Source organism: Gemmobacter aquarius (genome assembly GCF_003060865.1).
In the GTDB taxonomy this organism is placed as follows: Bacteria; Pseudomonadota; Alphaproteobacteria; order Rhodobacterales; family Rhodobacteraceae; genus Paragemmobacter; species Paragemmobacter aquarius.
In genome coordinates this window covers 1448767-1466983 of sequence record NZ_CP028918.1, presented here as the reverse complement: position 1 = coordinate 1466983, position 18217 = coordinate 1448767, and the positions used below count along the sequence as shown (strand labels likewise).

Annotated in this window: 18 protein-coding genes and 1 tRNA gene; 9 read left to right on the top strand and 10 right to left on the bottom strand. The window is 63.4% G+C overall.

The genetic code is table 11. From position 1 onward, the window contains the following. Positions 1-9: 9 nt before the first annotated feature. Positions 10-462, top strand: a complete 453-nt coding sequence (locus HYN69_RS07035; protein WP_108435117.1) for a hypothetical protein — start codon at positions 10-12, stop codon at positions 460-462. On the opposite strand, the gene rnd is transcribed toward HYN69_RS07035, so the two are convergent. The 3 genes from rnd to purM form a co-directional block, all read right to left on the bottom strand. Continuing rightward, entirely contained in the window at positions 459-1616 is a 1158-nt protein-coding gene (rnd, locus tag HYN69_RS07030) for a ribonuclease D (protein WP_108435116.1), read from the bottom strand. The two genes, HYN69_RS07035 and rnd, sit on opposite strands and share 4 nt — an antisense overlap. Before the next feature lie 179 nt (positions 1617-1795). Further along, positions 1796-2338: a phosphoribosylglycinamide formyltransferase gene (gene purN, locus HYN69_RS07025; protein WP_230426556.1), complete on the bottom strand. Its 543-nt coding sequence runs from the start codon at positions 2336-2338 to the stop codon at positions 1796-1798. A 41-nt stretch (positions 2339-2379) separates the two neighbouring features. Then, entirely contained in the window at positions 2380-3417 is a 1038-nt protein-coding gene (purM, locus tag HYN69_RS07020; protein WP_108435114.1) for a phosphoribosylformylglycinamidine cyclo-ligase, read from the bottom strand. Between the two features lie 133 nt (positions 3418-3550). On the opposite strand from purM, the gene HYN69_RS07015 reads away from it, so the two are divergent. The 4 genes from HYN69_RS07015 to HYN69_RS07005 all read left to right on the top strand — a co-directional run bounded on the left by HYN69_RS07015 (position 3551) and on the right by HYN69_RS07005 (position 5898). Next, positions 3551-3626, top strand: a tRNA-Ile gene (locus HYN69_RS07015). Between the two features lie 223 nt (positions 3627-3849). Next, positions 3850-3999 carry a hypothetical protein gene (locus tag HYN69_RS20525; protein ID WP_159082393.1) on the top strand — a complete coding sequence of 50 codons (150 nt, stop codon included), beginning with the start codon at positions 3850-3852 and terminating at the stop codon, positions 3997-3999. A gap of 867 nt (positions 4000-4866) precedes the next feature. After that, positions 4867-5184 carry a hypothetical protein gene (locus HYN69_RS07010; RefSeq protein WP_108435113.1) on the top strand — a complete coding sequence of 106 codons (318 nt, stop codon included), beginning with the start codon at positions 4867-4869 and terminating at the stop codon, positions 5182-5184. A 159-nt stretch (positions 5185-5343) separates the two neighbouring features. Continuing rightward, entirely contained in the window at positions 5344-5898 is a 555-nt protein-coding gene (locus HYN69_RS07005) for a recombinase family protein (RefSeq protein ID WP_108435112.1), read from the top strand. Here HYN69_RS07005 and HYN69_RS07000 read toward each other — a convergent pair. After that, positions 5892-7142, bottom strand: coding sequence for a tyrosine-type recombinase/integrase (locus HYN69_RS07000; protein WP_159082392.1), 1251 nt, complete (start codon positions 7140-7142; stop codon positions 5892-5894). The genes HYN69_RS07005 and HYN69_RS07000 overlap by 7 nt on opposite strands. A gap of 84 nt (positions 7143-7226) precedes the next feature. Further along, complete coding sequence (locus tag HYN69_RS06995) at positions 7227-8126, bottom strand: LysR substrate-binding domain-containing protein (RefSeq protein WP_108435110.1); 900 nt, start codon at positions 8124-8126, stop codon at positions 7227-7229. Positions 8127-8221: 95 nt separating this feature from the next. Here HYN69_RS06995 and HYN69_RS06990 point away from each other — a divergent pair, with 95 nt between their 5' ends. The 3 genes from HYN69_RS06990 (at position 8222) to gph (ending at position 11666) form a co-directional block, all read left to right on the top strand. Then, positions 8222-9445: an acyl-CoA dehydrogenase gene (locus tag HYN69_RS06990; RefSeq protein WP_108435109.1), complete on the top strand. Its 1224-nt coding sequence runs from the start codon at positions 8222-8224 to the stop codon at positions 9443-9445. A 209-nt stretch (positions 9446-9654) separates the two neighbouring features. Then, positions 9655-11019, top strand: coding sequence for an NAD(P)/FAD-dependent oxidoreductase (locus tag HYN69_RS06985; RefSeq protein ID WP_230426518.1), 1365 nt, complete (start codon positions 9655-9657; stop codon positions 11017-11019). 11 nt (positions 11020-11030) lie between these two features. Beyond that, positions 11031-11666: a phosphoglycolate phosphatase gene (gph, locus tag HYN69_RS06980; protein WP_108435108.1), complete on the top strand. Its 636-nt coding sequence runs from the start codon at positions 11031-11033 to the stop codon at positions 11664-11666. On the opposite strand, the gene HYN69_RS06975 is transcribed toward gph, so the two are convergent. The 5 genes from HYN69_RS06975 to HYN69_RS06955 form a co-directional block, all read right to left on the bottom strand. After that, positions 11659-12339 carry a VOC family protein gene (locus tag HYN69_RS06975; RefSeq protein ID WP_159082391.1) on the bottom strand — a complete coding sequence of 227 codons (681 nt, stop codon included), beginning with the start codon at positions 12337-12339 and terminating at the stop codon, positions 11659-11661. The genes gph and HYN69_RS06975 overlap by 8 nt on opposite strands. 68 nt (positions 12340-12407) lie before the next feature. Continuing rightward, complete coding sequence (locus tag HYN69_RS06970; protein WP_108435106.1) at positions 12408-13724, bottom strand: pilus assembly protein TadG-related protein; 1317 nt, start codon at positions 13722-13724, stop codon at positions 12408-12410. A gap of 3 nt (positions 13725-13727) precedes the next feature. Beyond that, positions 13728-14663 (bottom strand): type II secretion system F family protein, encoded by a 936-nt coding sequence (locus HYN69_RS06965; protein WP_108435105.1) that lies wholly within the window; start codon positions 14661-14663, stop codon positions 13728-13730. A 20-nt stretch (positions 14664-14683) separates the two neighbouring features. Then, entirely contained in the window at positions 14684-15673 is a 990-nt protein-coding gene (locus HYN69_RS06960) for a type II secretion system F family protein (RefSeq protein WP_108435104.1), read from the bottom strand. After that, positions 15670-17082: a CpaF family protein gene (locus HYN69_RS06955; protein ID WP_108435103.1), complete on the bottom strand. Its 1413-nt coding sequence runs from the start codon at positions 17080-17082 to the stop codon at positions 15670-15672. The genes HYN69_RS06960 and HYN69_RS06955 overlap by 4 nt, the downstream gene beginning before the upstream one ends. A 396-nt stretch (positions 17083-17478) precedes the next feature. Here HYN69_RS06955 and HYN69_RS06950 point away from each other — a divergent pair, with 396 nt between their 5' ends. Continuing rightward, complete coding sequence (locus tag HYN69_RS06950; protein WP_108435102.1) at positions 17479-18216, top strand: LuxR C-terminal-related transcriptional regulator; 738 nt, start codon at positions 17479-17481, stop codon at positions 18214-18216. Position 18217: the final 1 nt, after the last annotated feature.

Below are 18217 nucleotides of genomic sequence, written 5' to 3'. Positions count from 1 at the left end.
GGATGCGCGATGACACGAGTTTTGCTTGCCGCGATGCTGGCGCTTTCGCTGACCGGATGCGGCTTTGTCGCGAAATCGAAGTTGAACCCGTTCAACTGGTTCACAAAGTCGGAACCGCGCGAATCCATCGTGCTGACGGCCGAAAAGGCCGAAACCCGCGATCTGGCGGCGGAAGTGATCGATATGCAGGTTTTGCCCTATTCGGCGGGGGCCTTGATCCGCGCCACGGGGCGGATGCCGACCCAAGGCTGGTGGAACGCGGAACTGGTGGCGCGGCCTTTGGACGAGAACGGGGTTCTGGTCTATGATTTCCGCGTCTTCGCGCCGGTCACCGACACGCCGGTCGGCACGCCGCAATCACGCGAAGTGACCGTTGCTGTGTCGATTTCACCGCAAAAACTGGACGGCGTGCGCGAGATCGTGGTGCAAGGTGCCACGAATGCGCGGTCGTCACGGCGCTAAAGCCGGACGACCCTGACTTCGGTGCCTTTGGCAGACAGTGCGATTTCACCACGGCAAAGTCGCATCGCGTCATCGCCGAACGCCTCGGCCCGCCAGCCCGAAAGCGCTTCGACCTGACGTTCGCCCGCCGCAATGGCATCGAGGTCCGACGCGTTGGCGATCAGCTTTGCCGCGACGCCAAGCTGTTCGGATTTCGCCTTCAAAAGCACGCGCAACAGGTCGGCCAAAGCGGGATTGACCTGCAACTGGTCGCGGCTGAGATCTGGTTTGGGCATGTCTTCGGGCTTCATCTCGAGTCCCTCTTTCACGGCGGCAAGTATACCGTCGGCGATTTCGGGCTTCCTGCCTTCGCGCAGCAAAAGCCGCGAGCGGCCGAGTTCTTCGGTTGTCGTGGGCCGGGTCGAGGCGAGTTCCAGAAGCGCGTCATCCTTCATCACGCGGCTGCGCGGGACGTTGTGTTTCTGGGCGTAATCCTCGCGGAAACGGGCAAGCGCCTTGACGATGGCAAGGAAGCGGCCCGAGGTGGTGCGGGTTTTCACGCGCAGCCATGCCTCTTCGGGGTGGACGGTATAGGTGGCGGGATCGGTCAGGATGCCCAATTCCTCGTCGACCCATTTGGTGCGGCCGTTCTTGGCCAACTGGGCGGAAAGCCATTCGTAGATTTCGCGCAGGTGGGTCACGTCGGCCAGCGCATATTCTGCCTGCGCCGTGGTCAGCGGGCGGCGCGACCAATCGGTAAAGCGCGAGGTCTTGTCGAGGTTTTCGCGGGCGATTTTCTTAACCAAGGTCTCGTAGCCGACCTGTTCGCCGAAACCGCAGACCATCGCAGCGACCTGCGTGTCGAACAGCGGTTCGGGAAAGACATTGCCTTCGACGAAGAAGATTTCGAGGTCTTGCCGTGCGGCGTGGAACACCTTGACCGTCGCGCGGTGACGAAACAGGTCGTAAAGCGGTTCCATCGACATCTTGTCGCCCTCGATCGGGTCGACCAGCACGGCATCGCCGTCCTTGCCCGGAAGCGCCATCTGGATCAGGCACAGCTTGGACCAATAGGTCCGCTCGCGCAGGAACTCTGTGTCGATGGTGACGTAGGGCTGCGTCTTCGCAGCTTCGCAGAAGGCGGCGAGGTCTTCGGTCGTGGTGATGGTGCGCATATGCCTTCCGATCGGGCCAAAGGGGGCACGGGGTCATCCCGCAGGTTCCGCTATAACGATTCGTGGGGAAATTAAAAGGGTTTGGTCTGTGCGGGGTCGGGCCGAAGGCTGATCGCGCGAAGCGGGGGTTTCACACCCCCGCACCCCCGTGGAGTATTTCAGCCAAGGGTGAACGGGGCTCAGGCAAGGAGCGGGGTCCGGTCGCCCGTGGCAAAGCGGCGCAGGACGGCGGGGTAAAGGCGGTGTTCCTGCACCAGAACGCGGGCGGCGAGGGTGCCTGCGGTGTCGCCCGCAAGGATGGGGACGCAGGCCTGACCGAGGATCGGGCCATCGTCGAGCACGGGGGTGACGAGGTGCACGGTGCAGCCCGCTTGGGTGTCACCTGCATCGATGGCGCGTTGATGGGTGTGCAAGCCGGGGTATTTCGGCAAGAGCGAGGGGTGGATGTTCAGCATCCGGCCTGCGAAGCGGTGAACGAAACCGGGGGTCAGGACGCGCATGAAACCGGCGAGCAGCAGGATGTCGGGTTTGGCGGCGAGGATCGGCTCAAGCAGGGACGCCTCGAACGCATCACGCGCAAGCCCGCGGTGGCTGACAGCGGCGGTCGGCACGCCGAGGCTTGCAGCCTTTGCCAGACCGCCCGCCAGCGGGTCGTTCGAGGCCACCAGAACCGGCGTGGCGGGATGGTCGCCCTGCGCCATGTCGGCCAGCAGCGCCAGCATGTTCGAGCCGCCACCGGAAATCAGGATGGCGACGCGGGCTTTCACACCAGCTGGCCTTTGTAAATCACGCCTTCGCCTTCGACCACGCGACCGAGGGTGACGACGGTCTCGCCCGCGTCACGCAGCAGCGCGGTCAGGTCTTCGGCGCGGTCGGCAGAAACCACCAGCATCATGCCGATGCCGCAGTTGAAGGATTTGAGCATCTCTGATTCCGCGATATTCGCAGTGGTAGCGAGCCAGCGGAACACAGGCGGCAGGGTCCAAGCCGTCAGGTCGATCTCGCAGGCGAGGCCATCAGGCAGCACGCGGGGCGGGTTTTCGGTCAGCCCGCCGCCGGTGATATGGGCCAGCGCATGCACGCCGCCTGCCCTGATCGCGGCAAGCGCCTGTTTGACGTAAAGGCGGGTCGGGGCAAGCAGTGCCTCGCCCAGGGTGCCGTCACCAAAGGGGGATGCCGCATCCCATGACAGGCCCGACAGTTCGACGACCTTGCGGACGAAGCTGTAACCGTTGGAATGCACCCCGTCCGAAGCAAGGCCCAGCAGCACGTCACCTTCGACAACCCCTGCAGGCAGGTCGGCGCCGCGCTCCATCGCGCCGACGGCGAAACCGGCAAGGTCGAAGTCGCCCTTGTGATACATGCCCGGCATTTCGGCGGTCTCGCCGCCGATCAAGGCGCAGCCCGATGCCTCGCAGCCCGCAGCGATGCCGTTGATGATGCGGGTGGCCTGATCGACATCGAGCTTGCCGGTGGCGAAATAGTCGAGAAAGAGCAGCGGCTCGGCCCCTTGGCAGACCAGATCGTTCACGCACATCGCCACAAGGTCGATGCCGATCGTGTCGACATTGCCGGTGTCTATGGCGATGCGCAGTTTGGTGCCCACCCCGTCGGTTGCCGCGACAAGGATCGGATCGCTGTAGCCGGCGGCCCTAAGGTCGAAAAGCGCGCCGAACCCGCCAAGGCCCGACATGCTGCCCGACCGCGCCGTGCGCTTGGCCGCCGGTTTGATCCGTTCGACCAGCGCGTTGCCTGCGTCGATGTCCACACCTGCCTGAGCATAGGTAAGGCCGTTCGTCATGGATCACTCCTTGCAGGATGCACGCTGATGGGGGGCCGCTTAGACCATTGCGCCCTTCTTCGCAATCCGTCCCTCTTCGCAAGCGGGCACGAGGCTTGACCCTGCCGCCGCTCTTGCGTAACCAATCCTGCGTGGGCCTGTAGCTCAACGGTTAGAGCAGGGCGCTCATAACGCCTTGGTTGGGGGTTCGAGTCCCTCCGGGCCTACCACAATTTATTTTTACCGTGAAATCAATACCTTAGCCTCCGAGCGCCGTCACGTTTCAAGGCAAAATGTGTGGCAAAATGTGTGGCAAGACTGATCGCCCTTAGGCCGACTCGCCCGCCCAGCGCCACATGTGCAATTTACCCACAAGTAATTGAAATTATTCGTTATTTGTCCTGATGGACGGGATAGTGTCTTTTGCTTCCATCCAACTCAGGAGGGACAGGGATGCTGTTGAATGTCGGTCGTGGTCGGTATCGGGTGACGGTGGCGCTGGAGGGTGGGCTTTATGTCCGCTTGCCCCTGCTTGGCGAGCTTTGCCTGTCCCGTGCGTGTGGTCTTGTGGTCGATCCTTGGCAGGTCACAAAGCACACCTGAGGCAAGCCCCAGGGCGTGAGATGGGGCGGTGTCAGGTTTGATCTGGTACCCCCCTTTTCCATGCCCAGCGCCCAGCAGTGTAAAGCCTTGGTCGGGCATGTGCGGACCAGACCCACATTTACCCCCAATAAGTTGATAGGGGGAGAGAGGCCCAGAGGATGATCAGATGATGACCTGTGATGACCACAGGGGATGATCTGGATGATCTCTGACCTCCCCTAAGCCATACCTACCATAATCATCATCAATAAGAGTACTCTTAGGTCATGACCTAGGATGACCATGTGATCCCCTCATGCTTCCAGTGTCTTCTCCCACGGGAAGCATGAGGAGAAGCACATGATGGCTCCTAGGCTCTGTCCTTGATGATGGTCATCCCCAATCACCGTTGCTGGTGGTCGTGGTCAGTCGGTCCCTGTTGGTCGAACTGGTCAGCTTCCCATCCTTGTCTGCCCTAGCCTCAGCGCCCTCCACAGGCGTTGGGGCTTTTTTGCTTCGTCGCCTTGTGACCGTGTGGTGATGATCGACAAGCCTTAGGCCCGCACCTTTCAGGATTGGGTGACCCCGATGTTCTGCCCGCGATCCGCAAGCCCAGCGCACAGCATCCCCGTAGAGGCCCCAGAAGCCGCCTTACAGCGCGTCTAGGAGATTTGGCCACCCTGCGCTAGCCCAGCCCACGACACCCTGTCTTTGGGCCGCTTATGGCCGCGCAGAATCGATCCCGGATGTTGGTGGTCAGAATCCGAGAAGGCAAATCAGATATAGCATACCGCGCAGTACCCCCCCGTGGGTGGTCACCTTTCGTTCGTTTACACATCTCGTTCGTACCGCTACGTCATACCTGTTGATTATCGAAACGGGGCGAACATGAGTGGTTCACAGCGAAGACTGACCGATGAGGAGCTGGCCGAGGTAAAGCGCCTTGCCGATATTGCATCGCCTTATCCAAACCAGAATCCTGTGGTCACGGGTATTGCGGGCTTGGCTGTCGTTTGGTTCGCTGCCTTCGTCCTGTTGATGGTGATGGGAATTGACACGGAGGGTCTTATCGTCGGTCGCTACTGGACCTTGGCTTGTGTGATTGGCTTTCTCATCGGCTACAGCCCCATTGCGCTGAAGCAGCGGGCGCATAGGCGGTACTACCTTTCCCTGCTATCAGCGAAGAAGGCCGATGTAGGACGGTAAGGCTAGTCTCACTGGGTCATCCTTGGCTGTTCTGTCTCATTGGGCTTGGTCCTGTGGGATGTCTCATGTCGGCGCAAATGCGTCTCACTGAAATGGTGTTTGACATTTCGAGACAGTCACGCCACAACGTCTTAGATTCATGTGAGACAGGAGGCGGCATTGATCATCGGCTACGCAAGGACTTCGACCACTGACCAGACGGCAGGGCTTGAGGCACAACAACGGGAATTGACCGAGGCAGGGTCTGATAAGCTGTTCGTGGAACAGGTCTCCTCTGTGGATGTGGTCAACCGTGTGAAGCTGGCAGAAGCCTTGGACTTCCTGCGCGAAGGGGATGTGTTGGTGGTTACCAAGCTGGACCGCCTCGCCCGCTCCGTTGCTCATCTGTTCGAGGTGCTGGAGCGTATCACCACCAAGGGGGCAAGCCTTCGCATCCTTGGGATGGGGATCGATACCGCAACACCCACGGGCAAGCTGATGCTGACCATCCTTGGCGGTGTGGCTGAGTTTGAACGGTCGATCATGCTGGAGCGTCAGCGCGAGGGCATCGCCAAGGCCAAGGCAGAGGGCAAGTACAAGGGCCGTAAGCCCACGGCACGGGCGCAAGCGGAAGAGGTCAAGCGCCTCAGGGCAGAAGGCGTAGGAGCGTCAGAGATCGCCCAGCGCCTTGGGATGGGCCGTGCCAGCGTGTACAGGGTCATGGGCGATCAGTAGGTCACCTCTGGCCAACGGATTGCCCTGACCACTTCGTTCAACACCTCATAGCCCAAGCCTTCGGCGCTGTACGTGTCGAAGGTGATGTTCCCGATCAGGTGACCCATCAACCGCTTGACCTCTCGGCTACTAACCCTCGCGTTCTCAAGCCGATTGGCGACCGAGTGGCGGAAGGAGTGGAAGTGATGTTCCTTGCCGAAACCTAGTTCGGTCTTCATCTCCGAGAACTGGTTGGTGATCGTCTGATTGGCGAGTCTTCCCCCAACCCATTCCTCGACATCCGCTATAATTGCTGGGTGGCAAGGGATGGACCTAGACCTCCATTCCTTCTTGGTCTCAGGGAGGAAGAGGCTGGGACGATCCGTGTCCCAATCCCTCAGTTCCATACCGACGATACCGCTGAGCGATGCACCACTGTACGCGGCGATCTTGACCGCCAGCCACAGTTTCCGTTTCCCTTTGGCCCTTATACCGTCCATCAGTTTCACGAACTGGTCATCGGTATACGACCGAACTTTGAGAGTCGGAATTGCGCTGTCCATGTTCTTCACGGACCACATAGAAGCCTCTGTGGCCCATCCGTTGTGTTCCCAGACGCCCTTGTAAGCGATGGTGTACTTCTCAACCGTCCCCTTTGCCTTCTCGCCCATCAGCCGGGCAAGGAAATTACGGGCCTTCGCCCATGTCACGCTCTCTCTGTGGGGGAACTCATCGACCAACAAGCGCAAGGCAAGGCGGTAGTCGGACAGCGTCTTTGCGCTCTTCTTCCCCTTGGTGGCCAGCCAGGCTTCACAGAGTGGGGCGAGAGGAGTCAGGTCACCGCGCAGCACCTGAATCTTGCGCCACAGCGCGGCCCCTTCAACGCTCTCAATCACCTCTTCCCGTGCGTCATCAAGGTCATCGAAGTGGCCCCCTGCGCTACGCTTCATAGCCATGTCATCAAGTTGAGTGGCAAGGTGGTCGATGGTCGCTTCGATCTGATCGGGTGTTTGACTCTCATGAGCTGTGAATGAACCAATAACGTCCTTACCGTTCTTCAGCCGCATCTCGGTCCAAAGCCGATCGTAACGCTTAAGTCGTTGGTCGCGCATCACCCGTGCTTGCTCAACGTCACTCGTTTTAAGGGACTCTTCGAGAAATCCTGATCTACGGTCGGTGTAGGATTGAGCAAGGTCCGAGGGAATGCGTATCTTGAACGTCCAGTTGCCCTTTCTGTTGAGAAGATGGTGGTTCTTGGTTCTCACGGTATCTCATCCAATTGTGTGGCATATTGTGAGGCACACTGCACCAAGACCGCATATAGATCAACGCATTAAAGGCAAGTATGGTCAGTCAGTCACCCGTCCCTCCGGGCCTACCATCCCCGCGATCCAGTCGTGAAAGGCCTGCAACGGCGGGCGCATCGGGCGGTCTTTTGCCCAGACCAGCCAATAGGCGCCGTTCGACGGGGTCGGGCTGCCCCATGCGGCGATCAGGCGGCCTGCGGTCAGGTCGTCGGCGATCAGAAAGGTCGGCAACAGCGCGATGCCGAGGCCGTGGATGGCGGCCTGCTGCATGGTGGCGAACTGGTCGAACATCATGCCCGCGGGGCGTTGTCCTGCGATGCCTTGGGCAGCGAACCAGCGGCCCCAGTCGCCGGTGCGGCTTTCGATCATCAAAAGGGCGTGCGACAGGATGTCTGCGGGCGCGCGGGGCGGGGTTGGCAGGAAGCCGGGGGCGCAGACGGGAAGCACCTGTTCCTGCATCAGGCGCAGGTGTCCGGCTGCGGGCCAATCGGCGCGACCGTAGTGGATGGCGGCATCGAAGCCTTCGGCGGAAAGGTCGAAGGGGCGAAGCCGGGTCGAAAGCGACAACGCGACCTCGGGATGCATCGCGCGAAACAGCGGCAGGCGCGGGGCAAGCCAGTGCATCCCGAAAGCGGGCAGGATGGCGAGCGAGAGCGCACCGCCCGCGCTGGACCGCAAACGCTCGGCCGCACCGCCGAGCGTGTCGAGCGCATGGCGGGCCTGACTGACGTATTCCGACCCCGCAGGGGTCAGGCGCAGGCGCTGACGGTCCCGCAAGAGCAGCGTTTGGCCAAGGGTGGCTTCGACCTCTTTCAGCGCGCGGCTGATCGCGCCCGCCGTCAGGTTCAGCTCGGCCGCCGCCGCAGTGGCGGTGCCAAGGCGGGCCACGGCTTCCAACGCAAGCAGGCCCGAGAGCGATGGCAGGTTCCGCCGCGCATACATTGCGTTTTTCTCAACATCTATCGATTATCTTTCGCTATCTTCTCACGAAGTCCGCGCGCATACAACGACAGAACACCATTTCAGGAGCCGCCGCCATGAGCCTTGATTCCCCCGTGCTGAAAGCCAAGGACGCGCCCGATCTGGGGCGGTTCGACTGGGAAGACCCCTTCCGGCTGGACGACCAGCTGACGGAAGAAGAGCGGATGCTGCGCGACGGGGCGCGGGCTTACGCGCAGGAAAAGCTGCAACCGCGCGTGATCGCGGCCTACCGTGACGAGACGACCGATCCGGCGATCTTCCGCGAGATGGGCGAAATGGGGCTGCTGGGCGTGACGGTGCCGGAAGAATACGGCGGGCTTGGCGCGTCTTACGTGGCATACGGGTTGATCGCGCGCGAGGTCGAGCGGGTCGACAGCGGCTATCGCAGCATGATGTCGGTGCAATCGAGCCTTGTGATGTATCCGATCTATGCTTACGGCACCGAGGCCCAGCGGCAGAAATTCCTGCCGAAACTGGCAAGTGGCGAATGGATCGGCTGCTTCGGCCTGACCGAGCCTGACGCAGGGTCTGACCCTGCGGGGATGAAGACCGTCGCGAGGAAAACCGCGAACGGCTATGTGCTGAACGGCGCGAAGATGTGGATCTCCAACGCGCCGATCGCCGATGTCTTCGTGGTCTGGGCCAAGTCGGAAGCGCATGGCGGCAAGATCAAGGGCTTCGTGCTGGAAAAGGGCATGAAGGGGCTTTCCGCGCCGAAAGTGGGGGGCAAGCTGTCGCTTCGCGCCAGCATCACCGGCGAGATCGTGATGAAGGATGTCGAAGTCGGCGAAGATGCGCTTTTGCCGAATGTCGAGGGGCTGAAGGGCCCGTTCGGCTGCTTGAACCGCGCTCGATATGGTATTTCGTGGGGTGTGATGGGGGCGGCCGAGTTCTGCATGCATGCCGCCCGCCAGTATGGGCTGGACCGCAAACAGTTCGGCAAGCCCATCGCGCAGACCCAGCTTTACCAGTTGAAGCTGGCCAATATGCTGACCGAAATTTCGCTGGGCCTGCAAGCGAGCCTGCGCGTGGGGCGGCTTTTGGACGAGGCGAATGCAGCGCCCGAGATGATCTCGATCATCAAGCGCAACAACTGCGGCAAGGCGCTGGATGCGGCGCGCTGGGCGCGGGATATGCATGGCGGCAACGGGATTCAAGAAGATTACCAGATCATGCGGCATATGGTGAACCTCGAAACCGTGAACACCTACGAGGGCACGCATGACGTGCATGCGCTGATCCTCGGGCGGGCGATCACGGGGCTTCAGGCGTTCTTCTGACGCGAAAGCGGAATTTGACGCAAATTCCGCGTCGGAAAATGACGCATTTTCCGGCCATGGCCCCACGCGGTCGCCCTTGATGCGACCGGGCGGGGCCTGCGCCGAAATCTGCGTCAGATTTCGTCGCGATTTCTGCGTCAGAAATCGGCTGCGACGCGCTGTGTCGCTTTTGCCCGTGACAGGCCGCAAACGACCGATAGGCTGACGGCATGACTCAGCCCGCCCGCCTTGGTGATGTTTCCTTCTGGTATGCCGATATAGGCCTGCCCGACCGCCGCCCCGCGCTGGCAGGCGATACGGCTTGCGATGTCTGCATCATCGGCGCGGGCTATACGGGGCTTTGGGCCGCCTATTACCTGAAACAGGCCGATCCATCGCTGGACATTCTGGTGGTGGAAAGGGAATTCGCGGGCTTTGGCGCTTCGGGGCGCAATGGCGGCTGGCTGTCGGGCGGCTTTGCCTGGAGCCACGAAAAATACCTCGCGCAGTCTTCGGAAAGCGCCGTTCGGGCCATGGTTCAGGCGATGAACGGCACGGTGGACGAGGTGATCCGCGTTGCCGAGGCCGAAGCGATCGACGCCGACATCCTGCGCACCGACGAGCTGATGGTGGCGACCACGCCCGCGCAACTTGCGCGGGCCGAGGCCGAGGTGGCGCATCGGCGGCATTGGGGCGAGCTGCGGGCGCATATGATCGGGGCGGGACAGTCACGCTCGCGCGTGGACATTCCCGGAACGCTGGGGGCGATGCTGGTGGAAGGCGTGGCCCGCGTGCAACCGGCCAAGCTGGTGCGGGGCCTCGCGCGGGTGGTTCAGGCGATGGGGGTGCGGATCGTCGAGGGCACGGGCGTTACCGAATTCGGTGCGGGCGAGGTGCTGACCGACAAAGGGCGGATCGAGGCCCGCACCATCCTGCGCTGCACCGAGGGCTTCACCGCCACGCTGCCCGGCCTGCGGCGCGAGTGGTTGCCGATGAATTCTGCCCAGATCGTGACGGAACCGCTGGGCGACGATGTGTGGTCAAAGATCGGCTGGCAGGGGCATGAAATCCTTGGCGATTTCGCCAATGCCTATTGCTATTGCCAGCGCACACGCGAAGGGCGGATCACCGTTGGGGCGCGGGGGGTGCCCTATCGTTTCGGGTCGGCGATCGACGAGAACGGCACACCGGATGCCGAGACCGTGCGGCGATTGACAGCGATCTTGCACCGGCATTTCCCTGCAGCGCGGGGAGCGCGGATCGACCATGGCTGGTGCGGGGTGCTCGGCGTGCCGCGCGACTGGTGCGCCACGGTGGGCTTCGATCCGGCCACGCGCATCGGTTGGGCGGGGGCTATGTCGGGGTCGGGGTTTCGACCTCGAACCTGTCGGGGCGCACGCTGCGCGATCTGGTGCTGGGGGGCGAGACAGAGCTTACCGCTCTGCCATGGGTCAACCGCCGTGTGCGGAAATGGGAGCCGGAGCCGCTGCGCTGGGTCGGGGTGCGGGGCATGTATGCGCTTTACGCCGCCGCCGACCGGGCCGAGGCGGGGGGTGGTCCTCCGTCACGGCTGGCACGTCTTGGCAACAGATTGACGGGCCGCTGAATGGTTGACGCGGTGATCTTCGATCTGGACGGCACGCTGGTGGATTCGGCGCCAGATATCCATTCGGGCGTGAATGAACTTCTGGCGGCCGAGGGTGTTGCCCCTTTGGCCTTTGCCACGGTGCGGAGTTTCATCGGCGGCGGCGTTGCGGTGCTGATAACACGGGTCATTGCCGCGACGGGCCTGCCTGCGACGCGCCACGCCGATCTGTGCAGCCGGTTCATCGCGCGTTACGAGCATGATCCGGGGGGGCTGACGCGCCCCTATGACGGGGTCGAGGCCGCGCTGGATGCGCTGGCCGATCTGCCGCTTGGCCTGTGCACCAACAAGCCCGAGGGGCCGACGCGGGCACTGCTGGCGCATCTGGGCTGGAGCGGGCGGTTTTCGGTCATCGTGGGCGGCGACACCTTGGCCGTCCGCAAACCAGACCCCGCCCCGCTTGCGCTTGCCATCCAGCAGATCGGCGGCGGACCGGTGCTGTTCGTGGGCGACAGCGAGGTCGATGCCGAAACCGCGCATCGGGCGGGGGTGCCCTTGCTGCTGTTCAGCGGGGGCTACCGCAGCACGCCGGTCGCCGATCTGGCGCATCGGGCGGCATTCGATCACTGGCAGGACATGCCCGCGCTGGTCAGATGAGCGTCAGGCGCAAGCCGTCCGGTCCGGTCCGCTCGCCCGCGGCGAGGCCAGACCCGATCAGGCGAAGACCGCGCCAGAAGCTGTTGGCAGTGAACGGGTTTTTCGCACCGCGCAAGGCGGGCGGCTCATAGAGCTCGACGACCGAGCGGCCTGCCGAAAGGAAGCGGACCTCGGTTACGCCATCGGGGCGGTGCAGGCTGACCGAATGGACCGTGGCAAAACCGAGACCGCTGAAAAAGCCCACGCTTGCCGCGATGTCGGTGCAGGGGATGCCGATATGGTCATGGCTTGGCAGGCCCGTGCGAGTGTCGGCGGGAAGGCGCGAGCACAGCTCGATCCGCGCGCCTTCGGGACCGCGCAGGAAGACATAGGCGATGCCGGCGTCCCAGAATTCGGCGATATGGCCGGGGCCGTTCGGGGTGGTTTCTTCCAGCACGGCGCCCCTGGCCTGAAGCGCCGAAAGGGCTGCGGGCACATCTGACACCGCAAGGGCCAGATGGTCGATGCCGCCGTGGCCGATGTCGCCCGCGCCCTGCACAAGCGCGATGCGCTGCTCGCCGAGGGCCAGCAGATCGCCCTGTCCTGCAAAGCCGAAGATGCCGGTCAGCATGGCCCGTGCGGCGGCGGTGTCGCGCACGCAAAGTTCGGGTATGATCTCGATGCCGCTGGCCATGATTGCCCCCATGTCGCCTTTGCTGATCCCTTGGCAGAACCCGTCCCGCGCTTCAAGCGATAGCTTGGCTATTCGGTCAGGCGCACGGTTTCGGACGCCCATAGCGCGCGGGTTCCGGCACTGGCGCAGGTGGCTTTCAGGGCAGAATTTCCGGTCAGGGTGATGGTCGAGGCGATGACTTGCGTGCAACCGTTGCTGCCAGCCGAATTGCCTGAGAACTGTACGGCAGAGGCCGGCGTATAGATTGCGCCCTGCATGACCGAGGCGGACGAGCCGTTGATCACGTTGCTGGCCGTGGTGGCGCTGCGCGAACCGAAGAACAACACACCCGAAAAGGGGCCAGATGTCGGGGCTGCAAGGTTCAGCGTGACGTTGCCGTTGAGTTTCAGATCGGCGGTCGAATTGGCAAGGTAGAAGGTGACCCCTGCCCCGCTCAGCTTTGCGGCCGTGGTCGAGGTGATGTTGCCACCGTTCACCGAAAGGCCGCCGCCTTCGATGATGTAAAGGCCGGGCATCAGCGTGACCTCGCCGCGCAGGTCGAAGCCGGAACAGAAGCGCATCGATTTCAGCCCGCCGCCAATCGGGTGGACATCGGTGGGCGTCAAGGTGGTCGGGGTCTTGTTGTTGCCGACGTTCTTGCCGTTGCAGGCGCCGATTATGGCGGGTTCGGCGAGGCTGGCATAGGGGTCGCGGGCGCGCGGGGCGTTGGTTCTGACCGCAGCACAGGTGGTGAGCGTAAGGCTTGCGTTGGGTATCGCGCCGCCGACTGCGTTGACGCAGCCGGTGGTCAGCGACGAGCCGAGGCCGCCCATCGAAAACGCTGTGGCCGAGACCGAGTTCGACGCGATGTCGCAACCGGTCAGCGACACGTTGGTCGAGCCTGTCACCGACACCGCCGCGTTGGCACTGCCCGACAGGGCCAGCAGGCAGGCGGTGGCGTTCCCCTCGATCACGGTGACGGCGCGACCGCGCAGGGCAACCTCGCCGCTCGCGAAAAGGGCGGTGAACCAGCGGCTGTGGCTTTCGGTCAGGATGACCTCGATGGCGTCGGGGTTGCCCTGTCTCGCACCGCTTGCGGGGGGGATGTTGACGGTCAGGCTGCCTGCCGCCGGAAAGCCCGATTGCGTGGCGATGTAGCGGGCGGCGGCGGTGGCTTCGGCCTTGGTGTCACCGGCGCGGATGCGTACACCGGCGGCATGGGCCGACACATCGGCGATGTGTTGGACGCGGCGCTGCATCCCGTACCAATAGCCGGTTTCGACCCAAAGGCCGAGCCCGCCGATCACCACGGGAAACAGGATCGCCGCCAGGATCACGACCGCGCCACGCCGGTCGCGGCGATAGGCACGCAGGGCTTGCAGGATGCGGTAAAGGCAGGCGCGCATCGGTCAAAGCGCCATGACTTGCATGATCGCGGGCGAGATGATCACCGCAAACAGCACCGGCAGAAAGAACAGGATCATCGGCACGGTCAGCTTGGGTGGCAAGGACGCCGCCTTCTTTTCCGCCGCCTGTAGCCGCAGGTCGCGGTTTTCCTGCGCCAGCACCCTGAGCGACGCGCCAAGCGAGGTGCCGTGCCGTTCGGCCTGTTTGAGCGAGGCGATGACCGAGCGGACGGTTTCCAGCCCCGTCCGCGCGGCGAGGTTCTCATAAGCCATGCGGCGGTCGGGCAGGTAGGACAGTTCCGAGACGGTCAGGGTCAGTTCTTCGGCAAGATCGACGCTGTCCATGCCGATCTCGTCGGCGACCTTTCGCAGCGCCTGATCTATCCCCATGCCGGATTCGACGCATATCAGCAAAAGGTCCAGCGCGTTGGGCCAGGCCCGCTGGATGGATTGCTGGCGCTTGATGACGCGGTTTTGCAGCAGGATCGCGGGAAGCAGAAAGCCGAACAGGCTGCCGCCCAGCCCCATCAGGGCGATGACGGGCAAGGGTTGGTCGATCTTGATGACCATACGCAGGTAAAGAAACGTCAGCGGGCCCAGCGCGACGGCGCCCAGAAACCGCATCCCCAGATAGGTCGCCAGTGCCGATGGCCCGCGCATGCCCGCCATTTGCAGCTTGGCCGCCGCCTCGCTGCCCGGCAGGCGGCGCAACAGATCGAAGCGGCGCGACAGCGCGTCAAACAGCGCGGCAAAGCCCCGCAACTCGCGGGTCTCGCCGCGCGTGCCCCGGCGCAGGGCCTCGGCTTCGGTCGCCACCATCGCCAGCCGCAAGGCCAGCGTGTCGCGCCGCAGATAGGGCATCAGAAGCGCCAAGGCGGCGGAACTGACCGCGACAAACGCCAGCAGCGGGGCGGGGTTAGCGGTAAGGGCGGCAAGCATAGGCGCGGTTCCCTTTACGTTCAGTAATCGAAACGGATCATGCCGCGCATGACCATGCAGCCGATCCCCATCCAGACCAGCGATCCGCCAAGGATCAGGTTGCCCATGCCCGTGGTGAACAGCACCGACAGGTAATCCGGGCTGACGAGGAACAGCACGCCCATCACCAAGGGCGGCATCGAGCCGATGATCGCGGCGGAGGAAATGGCTTCCGAACTCATCGCGCGGATCTTGGCGGCGATGTGTTTGCGCCCGCGCACCACCTTGGACAGGTTCGAAAGCGCCTCGGACAGGTTGCCGCCGGTTTTGGACTGGATGCCGATGACGATGGCAAAGAAGGAGGTTTCCGAAAGCGGCATCCGGTCGGCAAGGCGTTGCACCGCTTCATCCAGCGGCACGCCGAGTGTCTGGTCACGCACCACGGTGGCAAATTCGCTGCGGACGGGTTCGTCCATTTCGGCGGCGATGGTTTTCAGCCCGTCCGCCAGCGCCATCCCTGACCGCACGCCGCGCACGATGATGTCTATCGCGTTGGGAAAGTCGGCCGAGAACTTCTTGAACCGCTGCGCCCGCTTGTGGCTGACGTAGAGATGCGGCAGCACCAGCCCCGCCGCGACGCCAAAGCCCAGCGCGGGCAGGACAGACAGGCGCAGCACCAGCAAAGCCGCAACGACGGCAAGCACGGAGACGGCAGCCGAGCCTGTGACATAGGATTTGCGGGTCCAGTCCAGCCCCGCCTGACGCAGCCGCCCCGTCAGCGTGGGCTTCGCCCGCCGCCGCGCCCGGCCGATCTCGCGGGCGCGCAGTTCGCGCAGCGACTCGCGCACGCGGCGCTTCCTGCGCTGGTCCTCGAGCGACAGACTGTCCAGCGACTCGGCATCGTTACGCCCGCCCAGCCGGTCCATCCTCTCGCGCAGGCGGGTGGCGTCAGAGGGTGTGGTCCAGCCGAAGATCAGCGCGAACAGGCTGACCGAGATAAAGCAGAAGACGGCGATCTGGAGCACGCTCATGCCCGCGCCCCCGGCGCTCTTTCGGCGGCCTCAATGGCGGCGGTCAGGTTCCTCGCTTCGCCGAAATAGCGCGCGCGGTCCCAGAAACCGGGACGGCCGACGCCAGTGGTGCGGTGGCGGCCAAGGATATGGCCCTGCGCGTCCTCGCCTTCGATATCATAGAGGAAAAGGTCCTGCGTGATGATCACCTCGCCCTCCATCCCCAGCACTTCGGTGATGTGGGTAATCTTGCGGCTGCCGTCGCGCATGCGCGAGGCTTGCACCACCACATCGACCGACCCTGCGATCATCTCGCGCAGGGTGCGGGGCGGCAGGGTAGATCCGCCCATGGTGATCATGGTTTCCAGACGCTGCAACGCCTCGCGCGGGGAATTGGCGTGGACCGTGCCCATCGACCCGTCATGGCCGGTGTTCATCGCCTGCAACAGGTCTATCGCCTCGGCGCCGCGCACCTCGCCCACGATGATGCGTTCGGGGCGCATCCGCAGGCAGTTCTTGACCAGATCGCGCATCGTGACCTCGCCCTCGCCTTCCAGATTCTTGGGGCGGGTCTCCAGCCGCACGACATGGGGCTGTTGCAGTTGCAATTCGGCGGCGTCCTCGCAGGTGACGATGCGTTCGGTCCTGTCGATGGCAAATGTCATGCAATTCAGCAGCGTGGTCTTGCCCGACCCCGTTCCGCCCGAGATAAGCACGTTGCAGCGCACGCGGCCGATGATACGCAAAAGCTCCGCCCCCTCGGCGGTGATCGATCCGAATGTCACCAACTGGTCGAGCGTCAGCTTGTCTTTCTTGAATTTGCGGATGGTCAGCGTGGTGCCGTCTATCGACAAAGGCGGGGCGATGACGTTGACGCGGCTGCCATCGGCCAGGCGCGCGTCGCAGATGGGCGAGGATTCGTCTACACGGCGGCCCACCTGCGAAACGATGCGCTGGCAGATGTTGAGAAGCTGGGTTTCGTCGCGGAAACGGATCTCGGTTTCGACAAGCTTGCCTTTCACCTCGATCATGATCGGGCGACAGCCGTTCACCATGATGTCGGCAATGTCATCGCGGGCGAGCAAGGGTTCGAGCGGGCCGAAGCCGAGGATGTCGTTCAAAAGATCGGTCAGCAGCACATCCTGTTCGGCTGCCGTCATCACCGCCTTCTTGGCGGCCAGAATATCGGCGACCAGAAAGCCGATCTCGCGGCGGGCCACGTCGTTATCCTCTTGGCCGATGCGCTTCATGTCGATGGTGTCGATCAGCGCGGCGAACACGGCGCGGCGCAGGCTTTCGAATTCCTGAGCGCGCAGCAGCGGGGCGGGGTCAGGCTGCGGCGGTCGCGCGGCAACGCGGGGGGCGATGCGCGCGGCGGGCTGCGGCACAGAGGGGGGCACTTCGGCCTGACGCTGGCGTTTTCCGAACATGGGGGCCTCGACGCTTCTGGCGCGCAAGACTGCGCCCGTGATGCCGCTTGTGCCGCAAGTCCTGCGGGCCGGCCATTCGGCCTGATGGCCTAATCCGGCGGAACCGGACGAATCGGCGATGCAGGTTGCGAAACAACCGGCGCAAAAAGCGATGCATTGTGGCGGAGGCTCGGCGAAATGCGGCGAAATCGCGACCTGACCGAAAGGCGGGCCGCAACACCCCGTCGATAGGGCTATAGCGCCGCGCCAACCTATGGATGCCCCTGTCTGCTGTCGGGATTGGTTCGGCGAAGAACTCCTTTACGGGACTAAAAAAAACGCAGCCTGATAATTTCGATCCCAAGCGCAAGCGGGTCTGATCGCGCCGCTCGGGTCGAAAGTTGAAGGGGAGCCAGAATGGAACGCGGTCATATAGCAGCGACACAAGCCCTGCATCCGGGTGCGCTTGCCGGTGCCGCGCCCGCCGAACGGGTCGCCGTGGTCGCGGATGACGACGAGTTCTTCCGCATCGCGCTGGCCGCCATCCTGATCCGGGACTGCGCCATAGCCCGCGTGATCCAGACCGGCAGCTTTGAGGCTGCGATGGCCGCGATCGGGGACGAGGATCATGTGACCATCGCGCTTTTCGATCTGAACATGCCCGGAATGTCGGGGCCCGCGCTTTTGCACCACCTGCGCGAAACCTGTGGCCATGTCGCCAAGGTCGCGGTCGTATCGGCCTCGCGCCGCCGCGAGGATATACTGGAAACGCTGTCGTCGGGGGCGCATGGCTATATGTGCAAGGCATCGGGCGTGCAGGAATTGTCGCAAGCCCTTGGCCAGATCCTTGACGGGCGGATCTATGTGCCGCGCCTGTTGGCCGACATCGGCCCCGAAATCGCGGCTGCGACAGAGCGGGATCGGGCAGCAAAGCCCGCCGTGGCCCCTGCCCCTGCCCCTGCCCCTGCCGTGTCTCCGCGCCAGAGCCGTGTGCTGGAAATGCTGGTGCACGGCAAGTCGAACAAAGAGATCGCCCGCGAACTGAACCTCGGGGCCGGAACGGTCAAGGTGCATATGGCGGCGCTGTTTTCCAAACTGGGCGTGGCCAACCGGTCCGCTGCCGCCGTGGCCGGAACGCGATTGCTGGGCGTGTGAC